At 55.7% G+C, this 24,811-nt stretch carries 23 protein-coding genes, 3 tRNA genes and 1 pseudogene; 16 read left to right on the forward strand and 11 right to left on the reverse strand.

The window, feature by feature from the left end:
• Positions 1-90: 90 nt before the first annotated feature.
• Positions 91-453 (forward strand): VOC family protein, encoded by a 363-nt coding sequence (locus tag BM320_RS05135; RefSeq protein ID WP_090197274.1) that lies wholly within the window; start codon positions 91-93, stop codon positions 451-453.
• On the opposite strand, the gene BM320_RS05140 is transcribed toward BM320_RS05135, so the two are convergent.
• The 6 genes from BM320_RS05140 to BM320_RS05165 all read right to left on the reverse strand — a co-directional run bounded on the left by BM320_RS05140 (position 450) and on the right by BM320_RS05165 (position 4,592).
• Positions 450-1,421, reverse strand: a complete 972-nt coding sequence (locus BM320_RS05140; protein ID WP_165614990.1) for a YHYH protein — start codon at positions 1,419-1,421, stop codon at positions 450-452. The genes BM320_RS05135 and BM320_RS05140 overlap by 4 nt on opposite strands.
• A 93-nt stretch (positions 1,422-1,514) precedes the next feature.
• Positions 1,515-2,246: a triose-phosphate isomerase gene (tpiA, locus tag BM320_RS05145; protein WP_090197279.1), complete on the reverse strand. Its 732-nt coding sequence runs from the start codon at positions 2,244-2,246 to the stop codon at positions 1,515-1,517.
• 132 nt (positions 2,247-2,378) lie between these two features.
• Entirely contained in the window at positions 2,379-2,744 is a 366-nt protein-coding gene (locus BM320_RS05150) for a HesB/IscA family protein (RefSeq protein WP_090197281.1), read from the reverse strand.
• A gap of 23 nt (positions 2,745-2,767) precedes the next feature.
• On the reverse strand, positions 2,768-3,505 hold the full coding sequence (locus BM320_RS05155) for a DUF3307 domain-containing protein (protein ID WP_090197286.1): 738 nt from the start codon (positions 3,503-3,505) through the stop codon (positions 2,768-2,770).
• On the reverse strand, positions 3,505-4,146 hold the full coding sequence (locus tag BM320_RS05160) for a hypothetical protein (protein ID WP_090197289.1): 642 nt from the start codon (positions 4,144-4,146) through the stop codon (positions 3,505-3,507). Before BM320_RS05160 ends, BM320_RS05155 begins: the two co-directional genes overlap by 1 nt.
• An 83-nt stretch (positions 4,147-4,229) precedes the next feature.
• Entirely contained in the window at positions 4,230-4,592 is a 363-nt protein-coding gene (locus BM320_RS05165) for an SUF system Fe-S cluster assembly protein (RefSeq protein ID WP_090200376.1), read from the reverse strand.
• Positions 4,593-4,751: 159 nt separating this feature from the next.
• Here BM320_RS05165 and tgt point away from each other — a divergent pair, with 159 nt between their 5' ends.
• From tgt to BM320_RS05195, 6 genes are all read left to right on the forward strand, one after another.
• The gene (gene tgt, locus BM320_RS05170) at positions 4,752-5,882 is read left to right on the forward strand and encodes a tRNA guanosine(34) transglycosylase Tgt (protein WP_090197292.1); all 1,131 of its coding nucleotides are present in this window, start codon (positions 4,752-4,754) and stop codon (positions 5,880-5,882) included.
• A gap of 218 nt (positions 5,883-6,100) precedes the next feature.
• Positions 6,101-8,506: an endopeptidase La gene (lon, locus tag BM320_RS05175; protein ID WP_090197295.1), complete on the forward strand. Its 2,406-nt coding sequence runs from the start codon at positions 6,101-6,103 to the stop codon at positions 8,504-8,506.
• Positions 8,507-8,629: 123 nt separating this feature from the next.
• Complete coding sequence (locus BM320_RS05180) at positions 8,630-8,947, forward strand: HU family DNA-binding protein (protein WP_090197298.1); 318 nt, start codon at positions 8,630-8,632, stop codon at positions 8,945-8,947.
• 10 nt (positions 8,948-8,957) lie between these two features.
• Positions 8,958-9,518 carry a histidine phosphatase family protein gene (locus tag BM320_RS05185; RefSeq protein WP_090197301.1) on the forward strand — a complete coding sequence of 187 codons (561 nt, stop codon included), beginning with the start codon at positions 8,958-8,960 and terminating at the stop codon, positions 9,516-9,518.
• Between the two features lie 40 nt (positions 9,519-9,558).
• Positions 9,559-9,634, forward strand: a tRNA-Val gene (locus tag BM320_RS05190).
• Between the two features lie 282 nt (positions 9,635-9,916).
• Positions 9,917-10,837 carry a metallophosphoesterase gene (locus BM320_RS05195; protein ID WP_090197305.1) on the forward strand — a complete coding sequence of 307 codons (921 nt, stop codon included), beginning with the start codon at positions 9,917-9,919 and terminating at the stop codon, positions 10,835-10,837.
• A 257-nt stretch (positions 10,838-11,094) separates the two neighbouring features.
• Here the strand turns inward: BM320_RS05195 and BM320_RS05200 are convergent.
• Positions 11,095-12,483, reverse strand: a pseudogene (locus BM320_RS05200) (IS3 family transposase).
• A 107-nt stretch (positions 12,484-12,590) separates the two neighbouring features.
• Between BM320_RS05200 and BM320_RS05205 the strand changes: the two are divergent.
• The 6 genes from BM320_RS05205 (at position 12,591) to BM320_RS05230 (ending at position 18,512) form a co-directional block, all read left to right on the forward strand.
• Positions 12,591-12,986 (forward strand): hypothetical protein, encoded by a 396-nt coding sequence (locus BM320_RS05205; protein ID WP_131802289.1) that lies wholly within the window; start codon positions 12,591-12,593, stop codon positions 12,984-12,986.
• A 234-nt stretch (positions 12,987-13,220) separates the two neighbouring features.
• Positions 13,221-14,714, forward strand: a complete 1,494-nt coding sequence (locus tag BM320_RS05210) for an amidase (RefSeq protein WP_090197311.1) — start codon at positions 13,221-13,223, stop codon at positions 14,712-14,714.
• The gene (locus BM320_RS05215; RefSeq protein ID WP_090197314.1) at positions 14,711-15,760 is read left to right on the forward strand and encodes an ABC transporter ATP-binding protein; all 1,050 of its coding nucleotides are present in this window, start codon (positions 14,711-14,713) and stop codon (positions 15,758-15,760) included. Before BM320_RS05210 ends, BM320_RS05215 begins: the two co-directional genes overlap by 4 nt.
• A complete protein-coding gene (locus BM320_RS05220) occupies positions 15,757-16,659 on the forward strand; it encodes an ABC transporter permease (protein WP_090197317.1) in 903 nt (300 codons plus the stop codon). Before BM320_RS05215 ends, BM320_RS05220 begins: the two co-directional genes overlap by 4 nt.
• Positions 16,652-17,458 carry an ABC transporter permease gene (locus BM320_RS05225; RefSeq protein WP_090197320.1) on the forward strand — a complete coding sequence of 269 codons (807 nt, stop codon included), beginning with the start codon at positions 16,652-16,654 and terminating at the stop codon, positions 17,456-17,458. The genes BM320_RS05220 and BM320_RS05225 overlap by 8 nt, the downstream gene beginning before the upstream one ends.
• A gap of 28 nt (positions 17,459-17,486) precedes the next feature.
• Positions 17,487-18,512 carry an extracellular solute-binding protein gene (locus BM320_RS05230; protein ID WP_090197323.1) on the forward strand — a complete coding sequence of 342 codons (1,026 nt, stop codon included), beginning with the start codon at positions 17,487-17,489 and terminating at the stop codon, positions 18,510-18,512.
• 59 nt (positions 18,513-18,571) lie between these two features.
• On the opposite strand, the gene BM320_RS05235 is transcribed toward BM320_RS05230, so the two are convergent.
• Positions 18,572-19,603 (reverse strand): histone deacetylase family protein, encoded by a 1,032-nt coding sequence (locus BM320_RS05235; RefSeq protein WP_090197325.1) that lies wholly within the window; start codon positions 19,601-19,603, stop codon positions 18,572-18,574.
• A 265-nt stretch (positions 19,604-19,868) separates the two neighbouring features.
• A complete protein-coding gene (locus tag BM320_RS05240; protein ID WP_090197328.1) occupies positions 19,869-20,732 on the reverse strand; it encodes a putative outer membrane beta-barrel protein in 864 nt (287 codons plus the stop codon).
• A 328-nt stretch (positions 20,733-21,060) separates the two neighbouring features.
• On the opposite strand from BM320_RS05240, the gene BM320_RS05245 reads away from it, so the two are divergent.
• Together BM320_RS05245 and BM320_RS05250 are read left to right on the forward strand one after the other, a co-directional pair.
• Positions 21,061-21,137, forward strand: a tRNA-Asp gene (locus BM320_RS05245).
• A gap of 29 nt (positions 21,138-21,166) precedes the next feature.
• Positions 21,167-21,243, forward strand: a tRNA-Asp gene (locus BM320_RS05250).
• A 25-nt stretch (positions 21,244-21,268) separates the two neighbouring features.
• Here BM320_RS05250 and BM320_RS05255 read toward each other — a convergent pair.
• The gene (locus tag BM320_RS05255) at positions 21,269-22,348 is read right to left on the reverse strand and encodes a Hint domain-containing protein (protein WP_090197330.1); all 1,080 of its coding nucleotides are present in this window, start codon (positions 22,346-22,348) and stop codon (positions 21,269-21,271) included.
• Positions 22,349-22,476: 128 nt separating this feature from the next.
• A complete protein-coding gene (locus BM320_RS05260) occupies positions 22,477-23,856 on the reverse strand; it encodes a M20/M25/M40 family metallo-hydrolase (RefSeq protein ID WP_090197332.1) in 1,380 nt (459 codons plus the stop codon).
• 128 nt (positions 23,857-23,984) lie between these two features.
• On the opposite strand from BM320_RS05260, the gene BM320_RS05265 reads away from it, so the two are divergent.
• Positions 23,985-24,779: a hypothetical protein gene (locus BM320_RS05265; protein ID WP_090197335.1), complete on the forward strand. Its 795-nt coding sequence runs from the start codon at positions 23,985-23,987 to the stop codon at positions 24,777-24,779.
• Positions 24,780-24,811 lie beyond the last annotated feature (32 nt).

The following is a 24,811-nucleotide window of genomic DNA, read 5'->3' on the forward strand; positions in this document are numbered from 1 at the left end:
CCCCGGCGGTCTTTTTGTTGGGGTTTGATTTGGCGGCTCTTCTCTGCTCAAGTCGGTGCATATGTTTCCCAACCCGAAAGGAAGAATGAAATGGTGAATGTCCTTGGCATAGGCGGCGTATTTTTTCGCGCGAAAGATCCGGCTGCGTTGGCGGACTGGTATCAAACGCATCTGGGTATCGCGCCCGCGCCAACATCGGCAGAGGCTGCGCCTTGGGTCACTGAAACAGGCGTGACCGTATTTTCACCCTTTGCCGCTGATACCGACTATTTCCCGAGCGATAAGGCGTTTATGTTCAATTTCCGCGTCGCCGATCTTGACGCTGCCTGTGCAGAGCTTGCGGCGGCGGGGGTCACCTGTGGCGATGTGCTGGCAATGGACGGGGTCGGGCGCTTTGCGCGTATCCACGACCCCGAAGGCAACCCGATCGAGCTGTGGGAACCAGCAACCTAGGGCCGCGGCGGACGCGCAGACGCATCGCAGGTCTGGTCAGGGTTCTCGGATGCGCAGCCGGTTTCGGCCTTGAGGCATGACAGGATCGCGTTCGAGCCGGCTTCGCCCGCGTGATAGTGATACCCGCCCGCGTCTACGTGGCCGTTGCAGCTATCAAGATCAGCGGGCGCTGTGCCATCAAGCAACAAGCGGGCGTAGATGTCATAGCCGTCCATCGCAATGCCGATCCGTACTGCGTCAGACCCTGCGTCTTGCGTGCCTTTGATACAGTCGGTTGCCACGTGGTAGTGATAGCCGACATGGGTGTTTACATGGCCACCGCAATCGTCAAACGGGGCAATCGTATGGGCGGCAAGGATCGCGTCAACCGGCGCAGCCGCATCAAGCCGCACGCCGTTGCTTGCAATACCGGCGCCCGAAACATTCGTCCGGTTGCTGCGCGCGCTATCTTGCGGCACGAGCGGGATCACATAGGTCATGCTTGCATTGGCATCCATATATTCGGGCAGGCATTGCACACAGTAGTTCTGGTATTCGGGCGCAACATCGGGGCGGGCTGCGGCCTCGCAGGATTCTTTGGTATCCGTGACACGCACAGCACCTGACGCGCTGTCAAACAATTGCCAGATGTCATCCCCGTATAGCGCGGCCAGACCGGCGATAAATGCGCCGTCCACATCATGCACTTCGCCGTCTTTCAACCAGATGCCGCCAGCATCTGCGGTATCATCGACCGATGAGGGGCACCATGGACCCGGGGTATAGTCTTGGGGTTCGGGTTTGACCGTGATCGAAAAACAGCTGGTTTGCGTACCGCCCGACAAGGTGCAGTCAACCAGCGAAGGCCCGCTGATCACCGTAGCGTTTGCAAAAAAACCTGCGATGTCGCGCAGCCGGTCTGTATTGGCATCAGCAAACGCGGGGCTACAGTACATAGCCAAAGCGGGAAGGGCGAAAGAATAGCGCATATTCGGTCCGATCATTAGAACTGCACGGCAAAAGCCGGCTCAGGTCTTATACGGGCGGACCAGCGTTTTCCGCCGCACCTTGAGATCAGTTTTTCAGGCGGCTTCGAGCGCTGCGATAATCGCGCTGAAATCATCGGCCTTCAAGCTCGCACCGCCGACCAATGCGCCATCGACATGTGGAACACCGAAAATCTCGGCTGCGTTGCTGCCCTTTACGGACCCGCCGTAAAGAATCCGCATCTCGGCGCCATCGTCGAAACGCGCGTTCAGTCGCGCGCGGATATGGGCGTGTACTTGGGCGATCTGGTCACGTGTCGGTACTTTGCCCGTGCCAATGGCCCACACCGGTTCATAGGCAATCACCGTGTTCTGCGCGGTTGCTGTGGCCGGAACAGAGCCGGCCAGTTGCGCATCAATAACAGCAAGTGTCGTGCCGTTTTCACGTTCAGCCAGCGTTTCGCCAAGGCAAATAATCGCTGTGATACCCGCAGCATAGGCCGCCTGTGATTTGGCAGCGACAACGTCGTTGCTTTCGCCGTGATCTGCGCGGCGCTCTGAATGGCCGATGATCACATAGGTAGCACCCACATCCGCCAGCATTTGTGCGCTGATGTCGCCTGTATGCGCGCCTGACGTGGCGGCGTGGCAATCCTGCCCGCCGATATCAAGCAGCGAATCCTGACAGGCTGCGATCAATGTGGCAGGCGGGCAGATTAGAATATCGATCTGCGCGTCGGCGTGCCGTGCGGCCAATGTTTCGATCTCGGCCAGATTGGCGCGAAGCCCGTTCATCTTCCAGTTTCCAGCGGCAAGTTTACGCGGCATATGCCCATCCTTTTGTCTGCGGTTGCTAGTTGCTATCAATTGCGCGCGCAGATCGGAAGGGGTCGGATGTCCAAAACTGAATTGCGGCGGCTGTTTTCGCGCGGCAGACAGCGACCGTCACCGGCACAACTTCTAGGGTTTGGCGAAAAGCGTTTCGTCAAATTTGATCGATTCGCCGCATCCGCAGGCATCAACCACATTTGGGTTGCGGAATTTGAAACCGGATTCGAGCAATGAGGTTTCATAGTCGATTTCGGTGCCAAACAAGAACATCTGCGCCATCGGTGCAATCATTACACGTGCGCCGTCGATCTCGACAACCTCATCTAGCGGGTCGACCTCGGTGACATAGTCCATCGTGTATTCCATGCCCGCACAGCCGCCTTTTTTGACGCCGATCCGCAGGCCCTGATGGCCGTCTTTTTGCATCAGCGCTGCAATTTTTGCAGCCGCTTTTGGGGTGACGCTTACCGCTTGTTTGCCCGGAATGCTGAACATGAATGTTCTCCTTTGGACCCAACTTAGTTGCTGCGGGGCATGATCTCAAGAAGGGGCGCGCCGTTTAACCCGTTGTTGATCGCAAGGATCAGCAAAGACACCGCGATTGCCCAGCAAAACGACGCCAACGTGCCGATGATCACATATTCGGCTTTTGCGTTGTTGGATGCCGCATCAAAGCGCAAAATGGACTTTGCCGCGATCAAGAATCCGATACCTGCGGGCAGCCCTGCGATAAACATCAGATAGATCAGCCCGCGTTCAAGTTGCCCGATCATCATGCCGCCTGCGGGCAGGCTGTCGCTTGGGGCGCCCGCTGCATAAGGGCCCATCAATTTGCCCACGGCAAAACCGCCAGCGCGGGTGGCATAGATCGCACCGGCAGCCAGCAACATGCATTCCGGTGCCCAAGCGGTTGTTTGCATTGCCCAAATGCCATTATGCCAAAGCGCAGGGGCAAACCCCGCGACAGCGGCCAGTGTTACAAGATGCGCGCCCTGATCGGCCAGATAGGCCATAATCGTGTCACTGCGATATTTGATCCACAGCGATTTTGCCAGATCAACGATCAGGTGCAACCCAGCCAGGATCGCTATCCACCAGTCAAACGATCCCAGTGCAATGATAGCCGTCAGATAGACAATCCCGATATGGGTCAAAAGCGTCAGTGGCCGGTCTTTGGTTGCGACCATCTTTTCGGTTTGCAGCACATAATCTGCAAGGACATGTGCAAAAAACAATGCGGCAAGTGTTTCAAACATCAGTCAAAATCGCCTTCCAATAGGCTCAGGGCCGATATGATCGCGTCAAAACCCGCAGCGTTTAATGATTTTGTCACGGCTTGGCGTGACTTTCCCAGATTTTGGGCAATTTCGGTAAATGAAACAGTATCGTTTGGTATGATTTTTTGCAGTATGGTTGCTGCCTGCGCCTGCGTCCAGCCCTGCGAGATATGGTCGGCAAGGATCGCCGCTGCGCCTACGCCACCCTTGTCCGCGTGGCCTATGGCTTGCCCTGTTTTTGTCGCCTTGAGAAAATCAAGCAATTGCCCCGAGGCAATAAATGCCGCGCTGTTTTCGACGTTCAGATCATCCGACAAACGCGCGGGCCGCGGACCGGTTGCAATTGCGACATAGCTGTCGAAATCCGCACTTTGCGCGCGCAATGCCGCGCGAAATCCAAGCGCGGACCGCAAGGCATATTCCGGTTTGGCCAAGACAACCTGCCATCCATCGCCACGGTGGCGCGTGAACCGCAGCGGGGCACCGAACCATTCCCCCTGCATTTCGGCGCAATGCCCCAAAGCAGCCAGCGCGTCCGCAAGACGATCCTGTCCAAGCGCGGTCGAGCCGATAATGTCACCTGTTAATACAGCGATTTGGGTTTGGTTACCTGTTGTCATGCACCCAATATAGGGTGCATTTGTGAATTCGCAACCATTTTAGGTTGCTTATTGTGATTTGCAACCTATTTAGGGTGCGTTGGCTACATGAACCCGAGTTCAAGCCGCGCTTCGTCGGACATCATTTCCATGCCCCACTGCGGCTCGAATGTCATTGCGACGTCCACATGTTTGACACCCGGCAGCGGTTCAACCGCATCGGCAACCCAGCCCGGCATTTCGCCCGCCACCGGACAGCCCGGCGCGGTCAGCGTCATGGTGATATTCACCGCGTTATCGTCTTTGATATCAATTGTATAAATCAAACCAAGATCAAAGATATTCACAGGAATTTCAGGATCAAAGACGGACCGGCACGCCTGCACGATGTCCTCGTAAAGCGGATGATCGGTTGTAGATGGCGCAATCAGTGGCGCGCCTTCAAGCGGGGCTGTTGTGTCGGTCATGCGTCGTTTCCTTAAATCCTGAGCAAACATATAGGGATTGGTGCGCCCAAGGTAAAGGCCACCCCGGCGCCCCTGTGTCACTTGCACGCAGGGCATTGCCCCAACGTGATTTCGCCAGAACCCCTTGGCATTTGCATCCAGATCGGTGAAAGACAGGGCATGACACAAAGTTTTTCATTCTCGCTTAATGCCACCGATGGCAAGGCCCGCACGGGTGTGATTTCAACCCCGCGCGGCGACATCCGCACGCCCGCCTTTATGCCTGTTGGTACCGCCGCCACGGTCAAGGCGATGATGCCCGAAAGCGTCGCGGCGACTGGGGCTGATATCTTGTTGGGCAATACATATCACCTGATGCTGCGCCCTACGGCGGAACGTATCGCCAATCTGGGCGGGCTGCATAAGTTCATGAATTGGGACAAACCCATTCTGACCGACAGCGGCGGGTTTCAGGTGATGTCCCTGTCTGATTTGCGCAAAATGTCGGAAAAAGGCGTGACCTTCCGGTCGCATATAGACGGGTCTAAACATGAATTAACGCCTGAGAGGTCGATGGAAATCCAGAAACTTCTCGGGTCCGATATCGTGATGTGCTTTGATGAATGCCCCGCACTTCCGGCGGATCGCACGCGGATCAACGAAAGCATGCAAATGTCGATGCGGTGGGCACAGCGGTCGCGCGATGCCTTTGGCGACCGGCCCGGCTATGCGCTGTTCGGCATTCAGCAGGGCGGGCTTGAAGAAGATTTGCGCGCTGAAAGTGCGGCCGCGCTGCGCGACATCGAATTTGATGGCTACGCTGTCGGCGGGCTTGCCGTGGGCGAGGGCCAAGAAGCGATGTTCAACGTGCTTGATTTTGCGCCGGATCAATTGCCCACAGATAAGCCGCGTTATTTGATGGGTGTTGGCAAACCAGACGATATTGTCGGTGCGGTCAAACGCGGCATTGATATGATGGATTGCGTGCTGCCCAGCAGGTCAGGGCGTACAGGCCAGATATTCACGCGCCACGGTGTGCTGAACATCAAAAACGCGCGCCATGCCGATGATCCGCGCCCGTTGGATGAAAACTGCGGTTGCCCTGCGTGCCGGAATTACTCGCGCGCCTACCTGCACCACGTGTTCCGCGCCCAAGAGATGATCTCTGGCATGCTGCTGACTTGGCATAACTTGCATTATTTTCAGGACATCATGCAAGGCATGCGCGATGCCATTGCCACGGGCAGCTTTGCCGCGTGGGAGGCTGATTTTCATGCTGGCCGCGCGCAGGGCGATATTGAACCGCTCTAAAAGGTTCGGCGTCAAAAAACGCAATTTCTCTTAGCTGATCTTAAGGTTTTTGCGTTTGGATGCTTGCGGCTGGCGTCAGACACGGGCAGTCTGCGCTGCGAAATAACGACATGTTTGGTTGAAAGGTTAACGCCACAACCCCACATGAATTCGGCAAGAGGAGATGCGCAAGCTGCCGTTAGACGGGGCTGGGCGTCTTGCCAGTAAAGGAAATGACTATGCAAGAACCACTGAGTTCATCCTACCCCGTCCTGCCGCTGCGCGATATTGTGGTGTTCCCACATATGATCGTGCCGCTGTTTGTAGGCCGTGAAAAATCTGTCCGCGCCCTTGAAGAGGTGATGCAGGACGATAAGCAAATTCTTTTGTCCAGCCAGATCGACGCGGGCGAAGATGACCCTGCGCAGGACGGCATCTATAAGTCCGGCGTGCTGGCCAATGTACTGCAACTGCTGAAACTGCCCGATGGCACCGTCAAGGTGCTGGTCGAAGGGCGCAGCCGTGTGCGCATCACAGGTTTCATTGACAACCCCGAATTCTTTGAAGCTTCCGCAGAATATCTTGAAGAGGTCGCAGGCGACCCCGCCGAGGCAGAGGCGCTTGTGCGCAATGTCGCGGCTGAATTTGAACGCTATTCCAAGATCAAGAAAAACATCCCCGAAGAGGCGCTTGCCGCGGTGAGCGACGCAACAGAACCTGCCAAGCTTGCTGATCTGGTTGCCGGACATCTGGGTATTGAGATCGACCAAAAACAAGGACTGCTTGAAACCTTGTCGGTGACAGAGCGGCTTGAGAAGGTCTTTGGCTTGATGCAGGGCGAAATGTCCGTGTTGCAGGTCGAGAAAAAGATCAAAACACGCGTCAAAACCCAGATGGAGCGCACCCAGCGCGAATACTATCTGAACGAGCAAATGAAAGCCATTCAGAAGGAACTTGGCGATGGCGAAGAAGGCCAGAATGAAGTGGCTGAGCTGGAAGGCAAGATCGCTGAAACCAAATTGTCCAAGGAAGCCCGCGAAAAGGTCGACGCAGAGCTGAAAAAGCTCAAGAACATGTCGCCCATGTCCGCAGAGGCCACAGTCGTGCGCAACTATCTTGACTGGATTCTCGCGGTGCCGTGGGGCAATAAATCGCGCACCAAAAAAGATCTGGGCCACGCGCAAAAGGTGCTGGATAACGATCACTACGGCCTTGAAAAGGTTAAAGAACGCATTGTCGAATATCTCGCGGTGCAGCAGCGCTCGCAGAAACTGAAAGGCCCGATTATGTGCCTTGTCGGCCCTCCGGGTGTGGGTAAAACAAGCCTTGGTAAATCTGTGGCCAAGGCGACAGGGCGCGAATTTATCCGCATCTCACTGGGTGGGGTGCGCGACGAATCCGAAATTCGTGGCCACCGCCGCACCTATATCGGGTCGATGCCTGGCAAGATCATTCAGGCGCTCAAAAAGGCGAAAACAACCAACCCGCTGATCCTGCTCGATGAAATCGATAAAATGGGGCAGGATTTCCGCGGTGATCCGGCGTCTGCTATGCTCGAGGTTCTGGACCCCGAACAAAACGGCACATTTGTCGATCACTACTTGGAGGTCGAATATGACCTGTCAAACGTGATGTTCCTGACCACGGCGAACAGCTATAACATGCCGGGGCCGCTTTTGGACCGGATGGAGATTATTTCCCTGTCGGGTTACACCGAGGACGAAAAGGTCGAGATTTCAAAGCAGCATCTGCTGCCCAAGGTCATGAAAAACCACGGGCTGAAACCTGCTGAATTCTCGGTCTCTGACGATGCGCTTTTGTCGATGGTGCGGGTCTATACCCGCGAGGCAGGCGTGCGGAACCTTGAACGCGAATTGGCCAAAGTGGCGCGTAAAGCCGTGACCAAGATCGTCAAGAAAGAAGCCACCAAAATTGCGGTGACCGCCGAAAACCTGAACGATTTCCTCGGGGTAGAACGGCACCGCTACGGGCTGGCCGAAGAAAGCGATCAGGTTGGGGTTGTCACCGGTTTGGCATGGACCAGCGTTGGCGGAGAGTTGTTGAACATCGAAGCCCTGCGCCTTCCGGGCAAGGGCCGGATGAAGACCACCGGCAAGCTGGGCGATGTGATGAAGGAATCGATTGATGCGGCATCCAGCTATGTGCGCTCTATTGCGCCGGAAATCGGTGTAAAACCACCGCTGTTCGACAAGATCGACATCCACGTGCATGTGCCTGATGGTGCGACGCCCAAGGATGGTCCGTCTGCGGGTTTGGCAATGGTGACATCCATTGTGTCTGTGCTGACCAAAATTCCGGTCCGCAAAGATGTCGCCATGACCGGCGAAGTATCCTTGCGCGGGAATGCGATGCCCATCGGCGGGCTAAAGGAAAAGCTGCTGGCCGCGCTGCGCGGGGGCATCAAAACCGTGTTGATCCCGCAAGAAAACGCCAAGGATCTGCCGGAAATCCCCGATAACGTCAAAGAGGGTCTGACCATTATCCCCGTGACCCATGTGTCAGAGGTTCTTAAGCACGCGCTGGTGAGCGCGCCCGAGCCGATCATCTGGGACGAGGCCGCAGAAGAGGCGGCGGCAGCCGCGCTCAGGGCAAGTGAAACGGGCGAGGGTGCGCGCGCGCATTAACCGCCAAGCCGACAAACCATCAAAGGCGCGCCCGCAACGGTGCGCCTTTTTTGTCTTTGCGAAATCAGGCGCTGGCATGTCTCGCGGCACCTGCTAGGTTGGGCGCAAAGAAAAGGAACCCCCATGACCAACCTCGACACCCCAGCCACCGACGACGTCAACGCAACGCCTGTTTTGAAAAAGCCGCAGTTGTTCAATGAGGTCGTCGCGCGCACGGGACTCAAGAAACGCGATGTTAAACCTGCCGTTGAGGCTGCGCTTGCTGTTATCGGCGAAGCGCTCGCGCGCGGGGAAGAACTGATCCTGCCTCCGATGGGCAAGACCCGGATTGTGAAGTCAAAGGAGCTTGGCAATGGCGCAGCGCTTTTGACGCTCAAGTTCCGCACAGCCAAAGTGCACGCACCCGCGCAGGGCACAGCCGACACAGACGAAGACGCATAAAGCGGTATCTATGACCTATCCGGAAGTTTACATCCTCCGTCACGGCCAGACGGCGTGGAACCTTGAAGGGCGTATGCAAGGCGAACTGAACTCGGCGCTGACGGAACAGGGCAAACAAGAAGCGGCGCGCCAAGGCGCAATTCTTGCGCAATGTGACCTGACGGGATTCGCGTTTTTCACCAGCCCGCAGGGCCGTGCCGTGCAAACTGCGGGAATCGCCTGCGCGCCCTTGGCTGAAATCATACGTACCGATGACCGATTGCGTGAAATCGGCGTCGGCGACTGGTCCGGTTTGCTGCGCGATACCTTACCGCTGCCCGATGCGCCGGATCCGTTTATGGCCCAATACGAGATTGCCCCGAACGGCGAAGGAATCGCCGCTGTCCGGACGCGTTGCAGCAGTTTTTTACATGATTTAAAGGGGCCTGCGGTCATTGTAACCCATGGCGTCACCGGACGCACATTGCGTGAAATTCTGGCGGGTCCCGAAGCGATCAAAGGCACCACAATCCACGGCGGACAGGGATGTGTCTATCATTTGAAAAATGGTTCACAAAACTTGCTGACTTAGGCTTGCGCCCGCCCGCAACATGCCCTAAATCGTGCGCATCGGGTGATTAGCTCAGTTGGTAGAGCGCTTCCTTTACACGGAAGATGTCGGGAGTTCGAGCCTCTCATCACCCACCAGATCCCTTACTTTCAAGTGACTGTTCGCAGTCCGGCATCGCAACCCGCAGCATGCCGGTCTTTCGCGACCTGTTTTGCGCATTGAAGCGGTGAACATGGTGGGGGTGCAGTCAAAAGACAAAACATGTTGTTTGCTGACGTCATATCCTACAGTTCGACAGGAATGGTCTGATTTTCGGCATCCATCCCGCAATTTATTGCAAAAGACAATCGCGCCTTTGCGGGCACCTTGCGTACCTTTCATAGCAGTTCCTGTAAGTTAACACCGAGGAAACGACAAACATGTATGATATTATCCCCGATATTCACGGACAGGCTGGCAAGCTCAAGGGCGCACTTTGTGATTTAGGCTTTCGCAGGCGCAACGGTGCATGGCGGCACGACGATCCGGCACGACAAATTGTTTTTCTGGGCGATTTTATTGACCGGGGCCCCGAAAACCAAGAGGTGATCCGCATTGTCAGATCGATGCTGGATGCAGGAACGGCCTTGGCTTTAATGGGGAATCACGAACTCAACGCAATCCACTTCCATACCGATGTCGACGGACCATTGCGGCCGCACGACGATAAAAACATAGCGCAGCATGCGTCGTTCTTGCAAGAATATCCACTTAACTCCGCTGCAGCAAAGGACGCGATCAGTTGGATGGTGTCTTTGCCGCTCTATCTCGAGTTTGGCGGATATCGCGCTGTTCACGCGTGTTGGGCCGCGGAAAAAATTGATGCGCTAAAGCGGATTTCCAAAGATGGGGTTCTTACCAAGGAGCAATTTATCCGCGCTGCCAATCCTGACGATCCGCTATTTGACATAGTCGAAACTGCCCTAAAAGGTCCCGAGATCGCACTACCGGATGGAGTATCCTTTGTCGACAAAGGCGGGCACAAGCGAACAAATATCCGCATAAAATGGTGGGACAGCCGCGCTGACACTCCGCAAAAAATTGCAATGTCAGTACCCGAACCACATCTTCTGCCTAACGACCCGCTGCCCGCGGACATCTTGCAAGCCACCTACCCAAGCGATGCACCTCCGGTTGTTTTTGGCCACTACTGGATGGAATGCCCGCCGGTACTACAGGCTCGGAATGCATTGTGTCTGGATTATTCTGCTGGAAAGGGGGGACCCTTAGTTTCGTATCACGCCGAAACGGGTATTGGCGTGCTTTCTCTCGACAACCTTAGAATTCATGACCTGGATTGATATCCGGCGTTAGTGCAAGACATCTTTGAATGAATGCCGGATTGCGGCCATTGCCGTGCAGGTCCGTTTCATGCCTTTGATTGTCCGAGTCTAACGCGTCTGTTCAGCTTTTGTGATCACCTAAGAAATTGCAAATAAACAATAGATATTGGCAGTTGTGCGTTTGCGTGATGCAAGTGGATTTTGTTCGTCGTCATATAAAATGGGACATCAGAGCGGCTTGAGCATTAGAGGCTCTGGCTCGTTTGTGTGATTGATTATGCGGCTTGTTTTTGATGTTGCAAGCGGCGTTGTTGGATTGTCTGTTTCTTGATCTTCTTCCTTTCCCTGAGAATAACTTGGTCGCGTCCGAAGTAGACGTCAGCTGGTGTGACGTTGTTCAGGCTCTCGTGGTAATGCTGGTTGTTGTCGTAGTCGACGAAGGCCCCTATTTGGCGTTCGAGATCACCGGGTAGGTAGTAGTTCTCCAGAAGAACCCTGTTCTTCATGGTCTGGTGCCAGCGTTCGATCTTGCCTTGGGTCTGCGGGTGGAATGGCGCGCCGCGGACATGCGTCATTTTCCGATCCTCTAACCACTTGGCCAGATCGCCTGAGATGTAACATGAGCCGTTGTCGCTGAGCAGACGTGGTTTGTGCCGCACCACGGCCCGGTCGCAGCCTGATGCTGTCAGAGCCAGTTCAATCGTGTCTGTCACATCTTCGGCCCGCATATTTGCGCAGAGTTTCCAGGCGATGATGTAGCGGCTGTAATCGTCCAGGATCGTGCTGAGATAATACCAACCCCAGCCGCTCGCCATTGTGCTTGAACCAATGGCGCATCAATGCCTCGCTCTTGAAGTAGGTGAAGTCGGTCTGCCACATCTCGTTTATGGCCGTTGTCTTATCTTTGAACTCATCGGCCGATTTGATCACCACGTAATCAGGCGCAGTGATCAGATCGGCTGCTTTGAGAATGCGATAAGCTGATGATTCAGAGACAAAATACCGTTTCTCATCCGTGTATTTGACGGCCAGTTCCCGCGTGGTCAGCGCTTCATGTTCCAGCGCAAACTCAATCAAGTCGTCACGGCGGGTATCCGGGATGCGGTTCCAGACTGATCCTGGGCGTGGGGATCTGTCAGCCAGCCCATCCAGGCCGCCGTCGACATAGAGATCATACCATCGATAAAATGTCGTGCGCGGGATGCCCAGCATGTCGAGGGTCTGCTGAACCGGCAAATGCGATCCCTCTACGGTGCGGATGATCTCCAGTTTCTCGGACGCAAGATATCTCATTCCTCGAACTCCCCAGCCCCTGTCATGCTTTTTTTGAGCAGGCGGTTTTCAAGGGTCAGATCAGCGACGCACTCTTTCAGGGCCAAGGCCTCAGAACGTAAATCCTTTACCTCAGGCGACGTGGCCTGCCGTGCCGTATCGCCAGATAACCGGCGCTTGCCAGCTTCAAGGAACTCCTTGGACCAGCTGTAATAAAGGCTCTCAGCGATCCCTTCCCGGCGGCACAGCACAGAGATGCTTTCCTCGCCACGCAGGCCCGCCAAGACAATCCGGATCTTCTCCTCGGCTGAATAAGTTTGGCGCGTCTTACGGCGGATGGTTTTAACCACCTTGTCTGCGGCGTCTTTCGATGTCTGCGGTTTCTTCGTCATCTCGATCTCCTAATCGATAAGATGAACCAGAAATCCTCCGTTATTCAAATCCTCAAATCTGTCCCAGGGGTGCTGACGTCAGACACTGGAACCGTCAGAGTGCCGGCATGGCATTCCTACTTTCACGATCAGATACAGCGCCACTGATGCTGGAACGGCGCCACGTTAAGAGGCTGGTCGCACGTACAATTGAAGATTTTCGTCGCAATATCGGCGATAGTTATACGATGTTTACCTATGCGCCGCTCTTGCTGGTTGGCTTGTTGCGGTGGCGGCTTAAGGATCCGCTTGCGCTTGTCGCGGGGACAGAGCCGTTGGCTGATGATTTGCTGGGCATAATCGACAGGGCAATTGTCGACCTTGAAGGTCGCGTGAACGTTCGTGAAAGTCTGCAGCGACGCCGCAACAAGTTCCTGCCCATTTTGTACGATATCAAGAATGAACTGCAAGGGGAGGGAACCAATCCTGACCTTTTGCTCGATATTTATAATGCAGGTGATTGATTGCAACGCGCGTACGCTTTGGGCGGCCCTTGATCTATGCTGCGCGGACCGTTTGCGGACCCTGGCCTTGTGCCTTCACGCATGGGCATCTGTATGTCTTTGGACCCAATGGTTTGCAATAACGGCTCTAAGTTGTCCTTGTAATTCGTTTTTTTCTAACGTTACCTGAAGAAAGCCACCGTTGGGTAATCGTGTTTATGCGCATTTTTATCCCTAAAATGAAAGACTGTTTCGATGGGGTTTGACGATCTAGAGGACGCGACATTTCTTGCGCAGCAGGTCAAGACAGGGGCCGTTTCGCCGGATGAATTACTGGACGAGGCGCTCGCGCGGGTGGCCGCGTTTAATCCGCAGATAAATGCCGTGACACTGCTACAAGAAGACACCGCGCGTGCGGCCATCCGGGCAGGTTTGCCGGACGGCCCGTTTCGGGGTGTTCCGTTTCTGCTTAAGGATCTGGGCGCCGAGGCAATTGATTTTCCGTCGCATAGCGGGTCCAACCTGACGCGTGATCGCCGCTATACCTACGACAGCGAGATTTACAAACGTATGCGGGCCACGGGTGTTGTAACCTTTGGGCGCACGACTTCGCCCGAAGGCGGCATCGGTGCCGCGACCGAAGCTGCGGTATACGGCGGCCCGACACGGAACCCGTGGGATATAACGCGCACATCTGGCGGGTCATCTGGAGGGGCTGGCGCGGCTGTGGCTGCAGGCATTATTCCGATGGCGCATGGATCGGATGGCGGCGGTTCGGTGCGCATTCCGGGGTCCAGCTGCGGCTTGTTCGGCTTTAAGGCGACGCGTGCGCGGTTGCCTGACGGCCCCATGGCTGGCGAAGGTTGGGCTGGCATGGCAATTGACGGGTTTTTGACCCGCTCGGTGCGCGATAATGCCACGATGCTTGATGCTTGCGCCGGTCCTGATCTGGGCGCGCCCTATGCCGCACCCGCGATGGAGACGACCTATAGCGCGGCCATCGCGCGCCCGCCGCGCCGTTTGCGGATCGGGGTTTGCGATACGACATTCACCGGCACACCAATTGACAAGGCCTGCCAAAGCGCTGTGCATCAAACCGCCAAAACGCTGGAAGGGCTGGGCCATCACATCATCCCGTTCTGCCCAAAGGCCGATCATATCGGCATGATGCATGCCTGGACCAAGATCGTGGCCTGCGGCACCGCCAACTGGATTGAAGCCAAGCTGAAATCATTGGGCCGCGATTTGCAGCAAGACGATGTTCAGGGCATCGCGCGCGGTGCTTTGGCCTTTGCGGCAAATATTTCGGGTGCCGATTATATCGGGGCGGTTGATAAAATTCATGCTTATGGGCGTGAAATGGCTGCGGCATTTGCAGATGTGGATATCATCCTGTCAGCGACACTGGCCGAGCCGCCCGCCTTGGTGGGCCGCCTGAGCCATGACCGCGAGGACTACGAAAACTATCGCATCGGGCAGGGAGGCGTATTTGAATATTCGCCGTTTTGTGCGGCGTTTAATGCCAGCGGCCAGCCAGCAGCGACATTGCCGCTGCATTGGACGGATGACGGGCTTCCTGTGGGTGTGCATCTGGCCGCGGCTTATGGCGCTGATGCAAATTTGATCGCCCTGTGCGCAGAACTTGAGCAGGCCGCGCCATGGCACGCACGTAGACCGAATATGCTGTCAGAGTATCTTGCTTTTGCGCAGAACCAGCCGCAGAGTAAAGTTCAGAGGATAAACGATTGAACACAAATGTCGCAGTCGACGCGCAAAATGTCGGCAAAATCTATGGCATTGGCAATAGCGCCGTAACCGCGCTTGGCGATGTTTCTTTATCCATTCAGAAAGGCGAGTTTTTTACCCTTCTTGGGCCCTCGGGCTGCGGGAAAACCACGCTTTTACGGTGTATCGCTGGGTTTGAAACGCCGACATCGGGCGCGATCCACCTGTCTGGGCGCGATATTACCCATACGCCACCAAACGCGCGGCCGGTGAACACGGTTTTCCAGTCCTATGCGCTGTTTCCGCATCTGACGGTGGCGCAGAACGTGGGTTTTGGTCTGAAAATGCTGGGCAAGCCTGCGGATGAGGTGACGAAATCTGTCGCGCGGGTGCTTGCGCTTGTCAAACTCGAAGAATTTGCCGACCGCTTTCCGCAGCAGCTTTCGGGTGGGCAGCAGCAGCGTGTCGCACTGGCGCGCGCGCTGGCGCCCGAACCCGAAGTGTTGTTGCTTGATGAACCTTTGTCGGCGCTTGATCTCAAATTGCGCAAGGAAATGCAAAGCGAGCTGAAGCGCCTGCAAACCGAGACAGGGATCACATTCATCTTTGTGACCCACGATCAGGAAGAAGCGTTGACCATGTCGGACCGTATCGGCGTGATGTCACGCGGAGCACTTTTACAAGTCGGCACGCCGCATGAAATCTATGAAAATCCGGCAGACCGTTTTGTAGCGGATTTTATCGGCGAGACGAATTTTCTTGAAGGTACTGTTGCCGATGGCAAGGTCCGGATTGGTACGGGCGACGTTCTGGATGTGGCGCTAAAGGTGCAAACAGGCGCCGTGACCCTTGCGATCCGCCCCGAGCAGGTCAGCATTGTTCCAACCGGCAGCGGCATTGCCGCCAAAATCACCGAAACAACATATATGGGCACGGATACCCATTATACGCTTGCGCTTGATGATGGCAGTGACATTGTCGCGCGCGTGCAGTCAAACACGACCCAAGCGCATAAGGTCGGCGATGCGGTTGCGATCCGGATCGGGACCGTACAGGTGCTGCAATCATGAGCAAACCCAGCGGACAGCGCAGCAAAGGTGTGAACGGTTGGTTGCTTTCGACACCTGCGCTTGTCCTGCTGCTTTTGGCGGCGAGCGGACCTTTGTTGATCGTCGCGGCCTATTCGGTGATGGAAAAGGGCGACTATTCGGGTGTGCGTTGGGTATTATCCGGCGAAGGCTGGTTTCGTGTACTGTTCGAGCGCGATATTTTTGACCAGACAGTCAGCCTTGCCGATGCGAACCTGTCGATCTTCTGGCGGTCGGTCAAACTGTCGATTGCAACCACGCTGATCACGTTCTTTCTGGGTCTGCCGACCGCGTGGTTTATCGCAACACGCCCTGCCAGTTCCCGCGCGTTCTGGCTGTTTCTGATCACGATCCCGTTCTGGACAAACCTGTTGATCCGCACATTTGCGATCATGGAAGTGATCCGCAATCAGGGCATTCTGAACACGGCGTTGATGAAATCCGGCCTGATATCAGAGCCAATTCAAATTCTTTACACCGATACGGCCGTGCTGATCGGTATGGCCTATGTCTATCTACCGCTGATGGTGCTGCCACTTTATGCGGCAGTGGACCGGTTTGATTTCAAGCTGATCGAAGCGGGCTATGATCTTTATGCGTCGCGCTGGCAGATCCTGCGCAGGGTGATTTTGCCGATTATCAAACCGGGGATCATTGCGGGGTCCATCCTTGTCTTTATTCCCAGCCTTGGCGCCTATGTGACGCCGCGCGTATTGGGGGGCGGCAAGAATATGATGATCGGCAATTTCATCGAACTTCAATTCGGTCAGGGGCAGAACTGGCCGCTTGGGGCGGCGCTGTCGACGGTGCTGTTGCTGGTCGTTCTGGTGTCTTTGGTGGTCTATACCCGCGTGTCTTCAAGGGATAATCAAGATGGCTAAACCGCGCGCATTTGATGTGACAACCCTGCCCGGGTTTACCTTTATCGCAATCTTGTCGTTTGTATTGCTTTACGCGCCGATTGTGACGCTTGTGGTCTATTCGTTTAACGGCGGCAATTCGGTCAACCAATGGGGTGGTTTTTCGCTGGAATGGTATGTCGTGGCCTTCAACAACGCGGCGGTGCAGGACGCGACCATGCGTTCGCTGATCATCGCGCTTTGGGCGGCGGTGATTTCTACCAGCGTGGCGACATTGGCCGCACTTGGCACGACAAGACGTGGCAAGTTCAAAGGGCAGACGGTGATCTATATCATCATCAACCAGCCACTGATGGTGCCTGAAATTGTGACCGCTGTGGCGCTGCTGATCTTCTTTTCATCGGTCAAACTGGCCACCGGCTATAGCGGATTGGGTTATCTTATTCTGGCGCATTCGGCCTTTTGCATTCCCTTTGCCTATCTACCCATCCGCGCGCGGCTAGAAGGCATGGATACCGCAATGGAAACTGCCGCAGCCGATCTTTATGCGACGCCTTTGCAGACATTTCGCTATGTGACGCTGCCGCTGTTGTTACCCGGTGTCATTGCGGGCGCGATGCTCGCGTTTATTATCTCGCTTGATAATGTGGTGATCACGGAATTTGTGAAATCCGCAGGGCAAGATACACTGCCTACCTATATGCTTGGTCAATTGCGCCGCGCGCTCACGCCGGAAGTAAACGCAATTTCGACCACATTGCTTGCGCTGACGATCTTTATTCTGATCGCTTTCGCACTCGTCACTAAAAAGCGGAATTAACCCGCGTATTTCACCAACGGAGAGTCAAATGAAAACATATTGTCTTGCAACCGCTGCATTACTTGGCAGCACGGTCGGCGCCTATGCCGAAGGCGAGCTGAACCTGTATAACTGGGGCAACTATACCAGCCCCGAACTGATCGAAAAATTCACAGCCGAAACCGGCATCAGTGTGACGATCACCGATTACGACAGCAACACAACCGCATTGACCAAGGTAGAGGCCGGCGCGTCGGGCTATGATCTTGTGGTGCCATCGGCAAACTATATTCCGATCTATGTCGAAAAAGGTCTGCTGGCCGAACTTGATCATTCCCGTATCCCCAATATCGGCAACATCGCCCCTGAATGGCAGGATGTCGCTTGGGATCCGGGCCGGTTCTATTCTGTGCCATGGCAGTGGGGGTCTGTTGGTATCGCGGTCAACACATCCGTCTACAGCGGTGATCCGAACACGTCGGAACTGTTCTTGAACCCGCCGCCAGAACTGATCGGCAAGATCAACGTCGTTCCCGAAATGACCGATGTGTTGAACATGGCAATCTTTAACGCAGGCGGCGAAGCCTGCACCGAAGATCTGGAAGTGCTGCGCACCGTGCGTGACCGTCTGATGGCGGCCAAGCCAAGCTGGCTGTCGATGGATTACGGCACCACCGACAAGCTGTCGTCAGGCGACTATGCCGCGTCGGTGAACTGGAACGGGTCCACCATGCGCGCGCGCGTCAATAACCCCGATGTCGTTTACGGCTACCCCGTCGAAGGCTACCCGTTGTTCATGGACTCAGTCGCGCTTTTGTCCGACGCGCAAAACGTTGACGAAGCTTATGCATTCATCAACTTTATCCTCGAGCCTGAAAACGCGGCGATGATTTCTGCCTTTGCGCGCTATGCAAACGGCGTTGCAGGGTCGGATGCATTCATGCCCGAAGACATGAAAACAGCCCCTGAAATTGTCACCCCAGCCGAATTTGCCAGCGCGGGCCAGTTCCTGCCGACATGTCCGCAGTCAGCGACAGATCTTTACACAGCGATCTGGACCGAACTGTTGAAATAATAACGTTTGCGGGGCCGTATTGCGGCCCCGCATCTTTAGACGTGCCGGAATGCGTGACATTACGCATCTTTGAACCCTTCCAGCACGTTCACCGTATTCACGCCGACAGCCTCGATCGCATAGCCACCTTCCATGCAGAATACGGTCGGCAAGCGCATCCGCCCGATCCGGCGCCCCGCATCGGTGAAATCATCGCTTTCCAATTTGAAAAAGCTGATCGGATCGTCCTTATAGGCATCCACACCCAATGACACGACCAATGCCTGCGCGCCCCAAGCGGTGATCCTGGCAATTGCATCGTCCAGCGCCTGTGCCCAAAGGTCATAACCCGTTCCGGCGGTCATCGGATAATTCAGGTTTGCCCCTTCGCCCGCGCCTGCGCCCTTTTCATCGGCGTAGCCAATAAAATAGGGGTATGTTTCTTGCGGTGCCCCGTGCAACGACACAAACATCACATCCGGACGGTCGTAAAATATCGTTTGGGTGCCATTGCCGTGGTGAAAGTCGATATCAAGCACCGCAACCCGTGCAGCACCGGAATTGCGGAACATTTCAGCCACCACAGCCGCGTTGTTGATAAAGCAATACCCGCCGTATTGGTCCGCCGTCGCGTGATGCCCGGGCGGACGGCAAAGCGCAAATGCAGCATCAGCCCCAGCAGCAACATGGCGCTGCGCCGATTGGGCGCAAGCCACAGACGACAGTGCAGCAGCCCATGTTCCCCGCGTGATCGCCGTTTCAGAGGCATGACAATAATACCCTACCTTGCCGTCGATATTTTGCGGTATCCGGTCCATATGCATCCCGCGCGCAGGCACATTTGCGGCAATAATTTCGCCTGCCATGCCTTCGGCTTTCCAGTCGTCCCATGCGGTTTCCAAAAACGACAAATAACCCGGATCCAGCAGGGTTCGGATCGGGCCCATATCGACGGCGGCGGGTGCGTTGATGTCGGTCAGGCTGCGTTCGCGCAGTCGGGTGAGGACATATTCAACCCGAGAAGGGCGCTCGAACGGGGTGACAAATTGCCCGCCGGACAGTTCCGCTTGCGGAAAATGAAGCCGGTGATCTTCGCTATAATAAATGCGCATGCGCGGTGCCTGTTTTGGGGTGAGATGGTAATGAATCCTAATACGCCGAAACGACTCTGTCACGCTATGCGTGATCTGGCGGCGGGCATGTAGAAAATTTGTGGGGGAGCGGTAACGCTTGCGCGACGGGGCTGCTTTGATCAGCCGGCACAATGAAAACCCGGTTCTGGCAGCGGGGTGGTTTGCCGAACGCCCTTGGTGCAAGGCGTCCGGCTTGGAATTGGTGCCTGGCTTTCCCTAGATGGGTCAGGCACTGTTTTGGGCGTTAGTCGTGAAATTCAGACCACATGTTGGATTCCGAAATCAGGGAAGGCGCGCCGATATGACCGTTCGCGCGCGCAGCGCTAGTGTTCCCGAAATAATAGCGGATACCGATCGAAGCCTCGGCCGCGCGCATTTCATCTGTTTCACCTTCATCCGCAATTGAATATGTGCCAAAGAAAGCGAGCTCGTAAGTGGCAGCAAGCTGCGTACCACCCAGCATGGTTTCCCCGCCGATTGCGATATTGTGGAACGCGTAATCTTCGCCTTCGTCTTCATAGTCCGCAGCGCGTGCAACCTGGATGTCAGCATAAAGCGACGTATTGGCCAGCCCGTTATAGGTAGCGCCGATACGAATTAATTTACCGTCTTGGGTGCCGTTAGGGCTGCTCGCATCGCGCTCTGCGCCAAACCCGCCGATTTGGCCGTATGCGCCAAAATCATCATTGATTTGATAATGCGCTTCGATCCCATAACCGGACAAGGCAAATTCGCCATCACCGTCACCGTTATTTGCCGTGCCGCCGGTGACAAATGCGCCCAGATCCAGATTGTCGCGCATCCCGTAAAGCGCGTGCACCGCAAAAAGCGCGTTATCGGCGCGGTTGTCGTCAAGATCTTCAACTTCGTTTACCTTCAGATCGACTGCGCGCATGCGCCCGTCAACGATCAAACGGTAATCGCCAAATGTGTAACCGTAAGATCCGTCGATGACCGCGGTCGCGCCCGAGTAAGGCTGGTCGCCGTTCAAATTGGTGCCGCTAAGCCCACCAATGCTGGCACCGACAAAAGCATCTTGTGCCGTTGCACTGCCTGCGCAAAGCGCAACAATCATTGCGGTCGTGGAAAGTTGTGTAAAATGTGCCATCGTTAGCTCTCCTTAAAAGAAATTTGACAGAATTTTGCATAAACTCTTACGAAATGACAGGAAAGCTTGCCAATCGCGCAGTTCAAATGTGCAAATGCGACCCATTTGGCACAGAAATTGCGTCAGTTGCGCGTTGTTAAAGTGGATACGAGTTGGGGGCGAAATTGCAGCACAGCGAAGTTGCGGATGCAGCTTGTCGCGCCCTGCCAATTGCGGGGATTTCGAAAACCTTGCGCCGAAGTCATTTTTTGCAAAACGACCGCTTGACGAGGGGCGGGCGCGGACATAGAAGCACCCCACGTTCGGTCACAGACCGGAAAGTAGATGCGCGGTTGTAGCTCAGCTGGTTAGAGTACCGGCCTGTCACGCCGGGGGTCGCGGGTTCGAGCCCCGTCAACCGCGCCACTACTTTGTTCTGTGATTTGATCTGATGCGCGGTTGTAGCTCAGCTGGTTAGAGTACCGGCCTGTCACGCCGGGGGTCGCGGGTTCGAGCCCCGTCAACCGCGCCACTCTCCATACTTTTTGATTCGTGTCTTACCGCAAGAGAGGTTTTGCGTTCTTGGCATGGCGGGCCAAAAGGCGGCGCTGTTGCTTGCCGGTAGGGATCGGATTGGCGGGGATCACGCGATGGGTTTGCACCGCCAGTTCCGGAAACAGGGTTAGAATTTCTTCGCGCGCTTCTGCGCTGACGGCCCTGAGCGCCTCTGGTCCGGTGAACAGGCTTTCTGTCGGGGCGCCATTGGCAAAAATGATCTGATGCGCATCAAACAGCAGGTGGAAATAGGTGACGTTGTCGATTGTATGATCAACTGCGAATCCGGGCAGGGAGGTCAGGTGCACCGCGCTGACCAGCACCTGTTGGGCGTCAAACATGCGCACAGCGATCGGGGAATTCACCTGCATCCTGTGCTGGCGCGACACATGCATATCCCGTTCAGGAAGCCCGCCACCCATTGCGCCGGCGCTGATTTTGACAGGGCGCAGTTTTTCATTCGCTCCAAGCGCTTCTGCCCCGACATGTCGTTCACCGATCCAGCGCAGCGGTTTTGGGCCGTTTTGGGTCAGCACCATGTCCCCGACTTCCAGCGTTTCAATTGCGCGTGCACCGTCTGGCGTGCTGATCAATGTACCGCGGCACAGGCACACGACCATTATCGCGATATCGTCAATCAGCGCGCCATAGGAATTGGCGTCGCCGTCAATCTCGGTGATGGTCAGCGTATAGTCGCCGGAGGCGGTGAAATCGACGGGAAAGCTATAACTTGTAAAGGTGATCGTGGTCGGCAACACATCTTCGTTCAGGATGATATTGCCGTTGGAATCGCGGATCGTCACGTTGAACCCGTCACCACCGACGAGGGCACGAAAATTGTTCCTGATCGCCGCCTCGAATGTGATGTCGGTCGTTTGCGCCGCATCAATGGTGAAATTCTGCTCCATCACCGTGATCTGACCGCCGCTGCCGTTCACTTCGGAAACGCGGTCTGTTGATCCGTTACCCTGATAGGTGTTTTCGGTGTGGCTCGCCTCGATATCGTTGCCAGCGCCATTGTCGTTCCAATTGGCGGCACCGTTATCAAACGATCCGTTGATGATAATATTTGTCGTTCCCAATAGTCAGCCTTTGGCGTTTGGCGTGTTGCGGCGGTTTCATGGGCAATAGCGCATAAAACCGCCGGCATATAACAGCGCAGTCCGCCAGTTTGGCAATGCGGTCAGGTACGAAACCTAACGTCAGAAAGTTAATCTTTGCTGTTCATTTCATGCAAGATACGCGCCCAAGACCGGATACCTTTGTGAAATGACGACAGGTCGTACTTTTCATTGGGCGAATGGATGGCGTCATCGTCCTTGCCAAAGCCGATCAGCATTGCGTCCATGTTCAGGATGTCCTTGAAATGTCCCGCAATCGGGATTGATCCGCCGCAACCGACAAAGGCCGCAGCGTTGGGCCATTCGTCAGATAGCGCTTTGCGGGCCTGGTCGAATGCGGGATGGGTGGTGGTCATCTGGCCTGCAGCGCTGGCACCATGGTCGCTAAAGGATACGGTGCAATCGCTGGGCAGCATATCTTGCACCATTTTACGGAAACTTTCGCGGATCTTCAGCGGGTCTTGGGTGCCGACAAGCCGGAAGCTGATTTTTGCGTGGGCCTCGGATGGCAGCACGGTTTTGAATCCGTCGCCGGTATAACCCGACCAAATGCCGTTGACCTCGCAAGTCGGGCGGGACCAGATCATTTCAAGCGGGCGGCGGCCCTTTTCACCAGCGGGCTCGGAAAGTCCGACCTCGCCCAAAAAGGCCTGATCGTCGAATTTCAGATCATCCCAAGCGGCGGCAAGTTCATTCGACAGCTCTGGCACGCCATCATAGAACCCCGGCACCGTGATCCGACCGTTATCGTCATGCAATGCGGCGATAATCCGCGCCAGAACGCGCGCAGGGTTCATCGCAAGCCCGCCATACATGCCCGAATGCAGGTCCTTGTTAGGGCCGGTGATGGTCAGTTCTTCGCCCAGCAGCCCGCGCAGTTGCGTGATAATGGCTGGTGTGCTGTCGCCATAAAGTCCCGTGTCACATATCAGCGCGATATCGGCGGTCAGTTCTGCGGCGTTGTCGCGCATGAACGGGGTAAGTGAGGGCGATCCTGATTCTTCCTCGCCTTCAAAAAAGATCGTGATGTTGCCGGGCAGGGTACCATGCACGGCCTTCCATGCGCGGCAGGCCTCGACGAATGTCATCAACTGGCCTTTGTCATCGGATGATCCGCGGCCGCGGATAACGCGCCCGTTGGCGGTGTCTTCGATTTGCGGGTCAAACGGGTCGCGATCCCAAAGATTAAGCGGATCAACGGGTTGTACGTCATAATGCCCGTAAAACAGCACATGCGGCCCGCTACCCCCCGAATGGGCCACCACCATCGGATGCCCCGTGGTCGGGCGTTTTGATGCCTCAAAGCCGATGCTTTGCAAATCCGCGACCAGCCAATCGGCGGCGGTGTCGCAATCGCCCTTATAGGCGGGATCGGTGGAAATCGACGGGATGCGCAGCAGTTCAAGAAGGCGCTCTGTGGCGGCGTTCAAATCGGTATCAATGCGCGCGAGTACGGGGTCAAGTGTCATGGGGCGGTCCTGTGTTATGATTGCCAAGAGGGTGGCATGATTGGCGCCAAGGTCAATCACAAACAGGATTCAATTGACATGGGGCGACCGGCTGGAAATTGTCGGGGCAATGACATCGGGACCGCAATATGATCGACTATATCCAAGACATTATTACCACAGCATTTGACTTTGATGGCACTGACAGGCTGGCGCGCCGCTATGCGTTCGCGCAGCTGATGATTGGCGGGGTGATCATTGTCGCTGTGCCGTTCCGGATTTTAATGTCTGTTGCGGACGGTATACGTAACCGGCGCGCGCGTGCGGCGCTGTTGGATGAATTGACGCGTGACATACCGGCGGGTGCAACCGCAGCGCAAGTCAAGGATCTGCTGCCATTGCAGCAAGTAAACCGGCGGCGCGCCTATACGGCCCCGCTTTTGCCGCCGATTGCGCTTGCGACTGCGCCTGCCGACGGATCCTACTTCATGACGTTGCGTCAATTTGCGCAGGAAAAATCCCGATCGGGCGCCGCGATGAACACCTATGAGCGCGAGGCCATGGGGCCAGTGGCCTATATCCATGATTGTTTTGGAACCGGCGGGTTCGGCCAGTTTGATGGCTATACCCAGACGCCACCCTACAAAACGCATGAGTTGCGCGCGATCATGGGCCAGCTGGGGTTGTCTGAAATGGCGAACGCCGTGGAATCGGCCAATGCGCTGCATCTGCAACGTTATCAATTATTTCAGGATTTCACGGCCACCGGCATGCCGGCCGCGCAGGCAAAGGCGCACCCCGATATGCCCGACTATACGCCGCTTGATAATGCGATTGCTGTGGCGGGCGGGCAGGCGCGGCTGTTGCGCGCGGCCGACCGGTATTTTCAGGCCGCTTACCCGTGGTTGGAAAATGATACAGATAGCGCCGTGTTGCCGCTATAAATATAGATGCAGTCAGTTTGATCTAGGTCAAC

It is taken from the genome of Yoonia tamlensis (genome assembly GCF_900115105.1).
Classification (GTDB): Bacteria; Pseudomonadota; Alphaproteobacteria; order Rhodobacterales; family Rhodobacteraceae; genus Yoonia; species Yoonia tamlensis.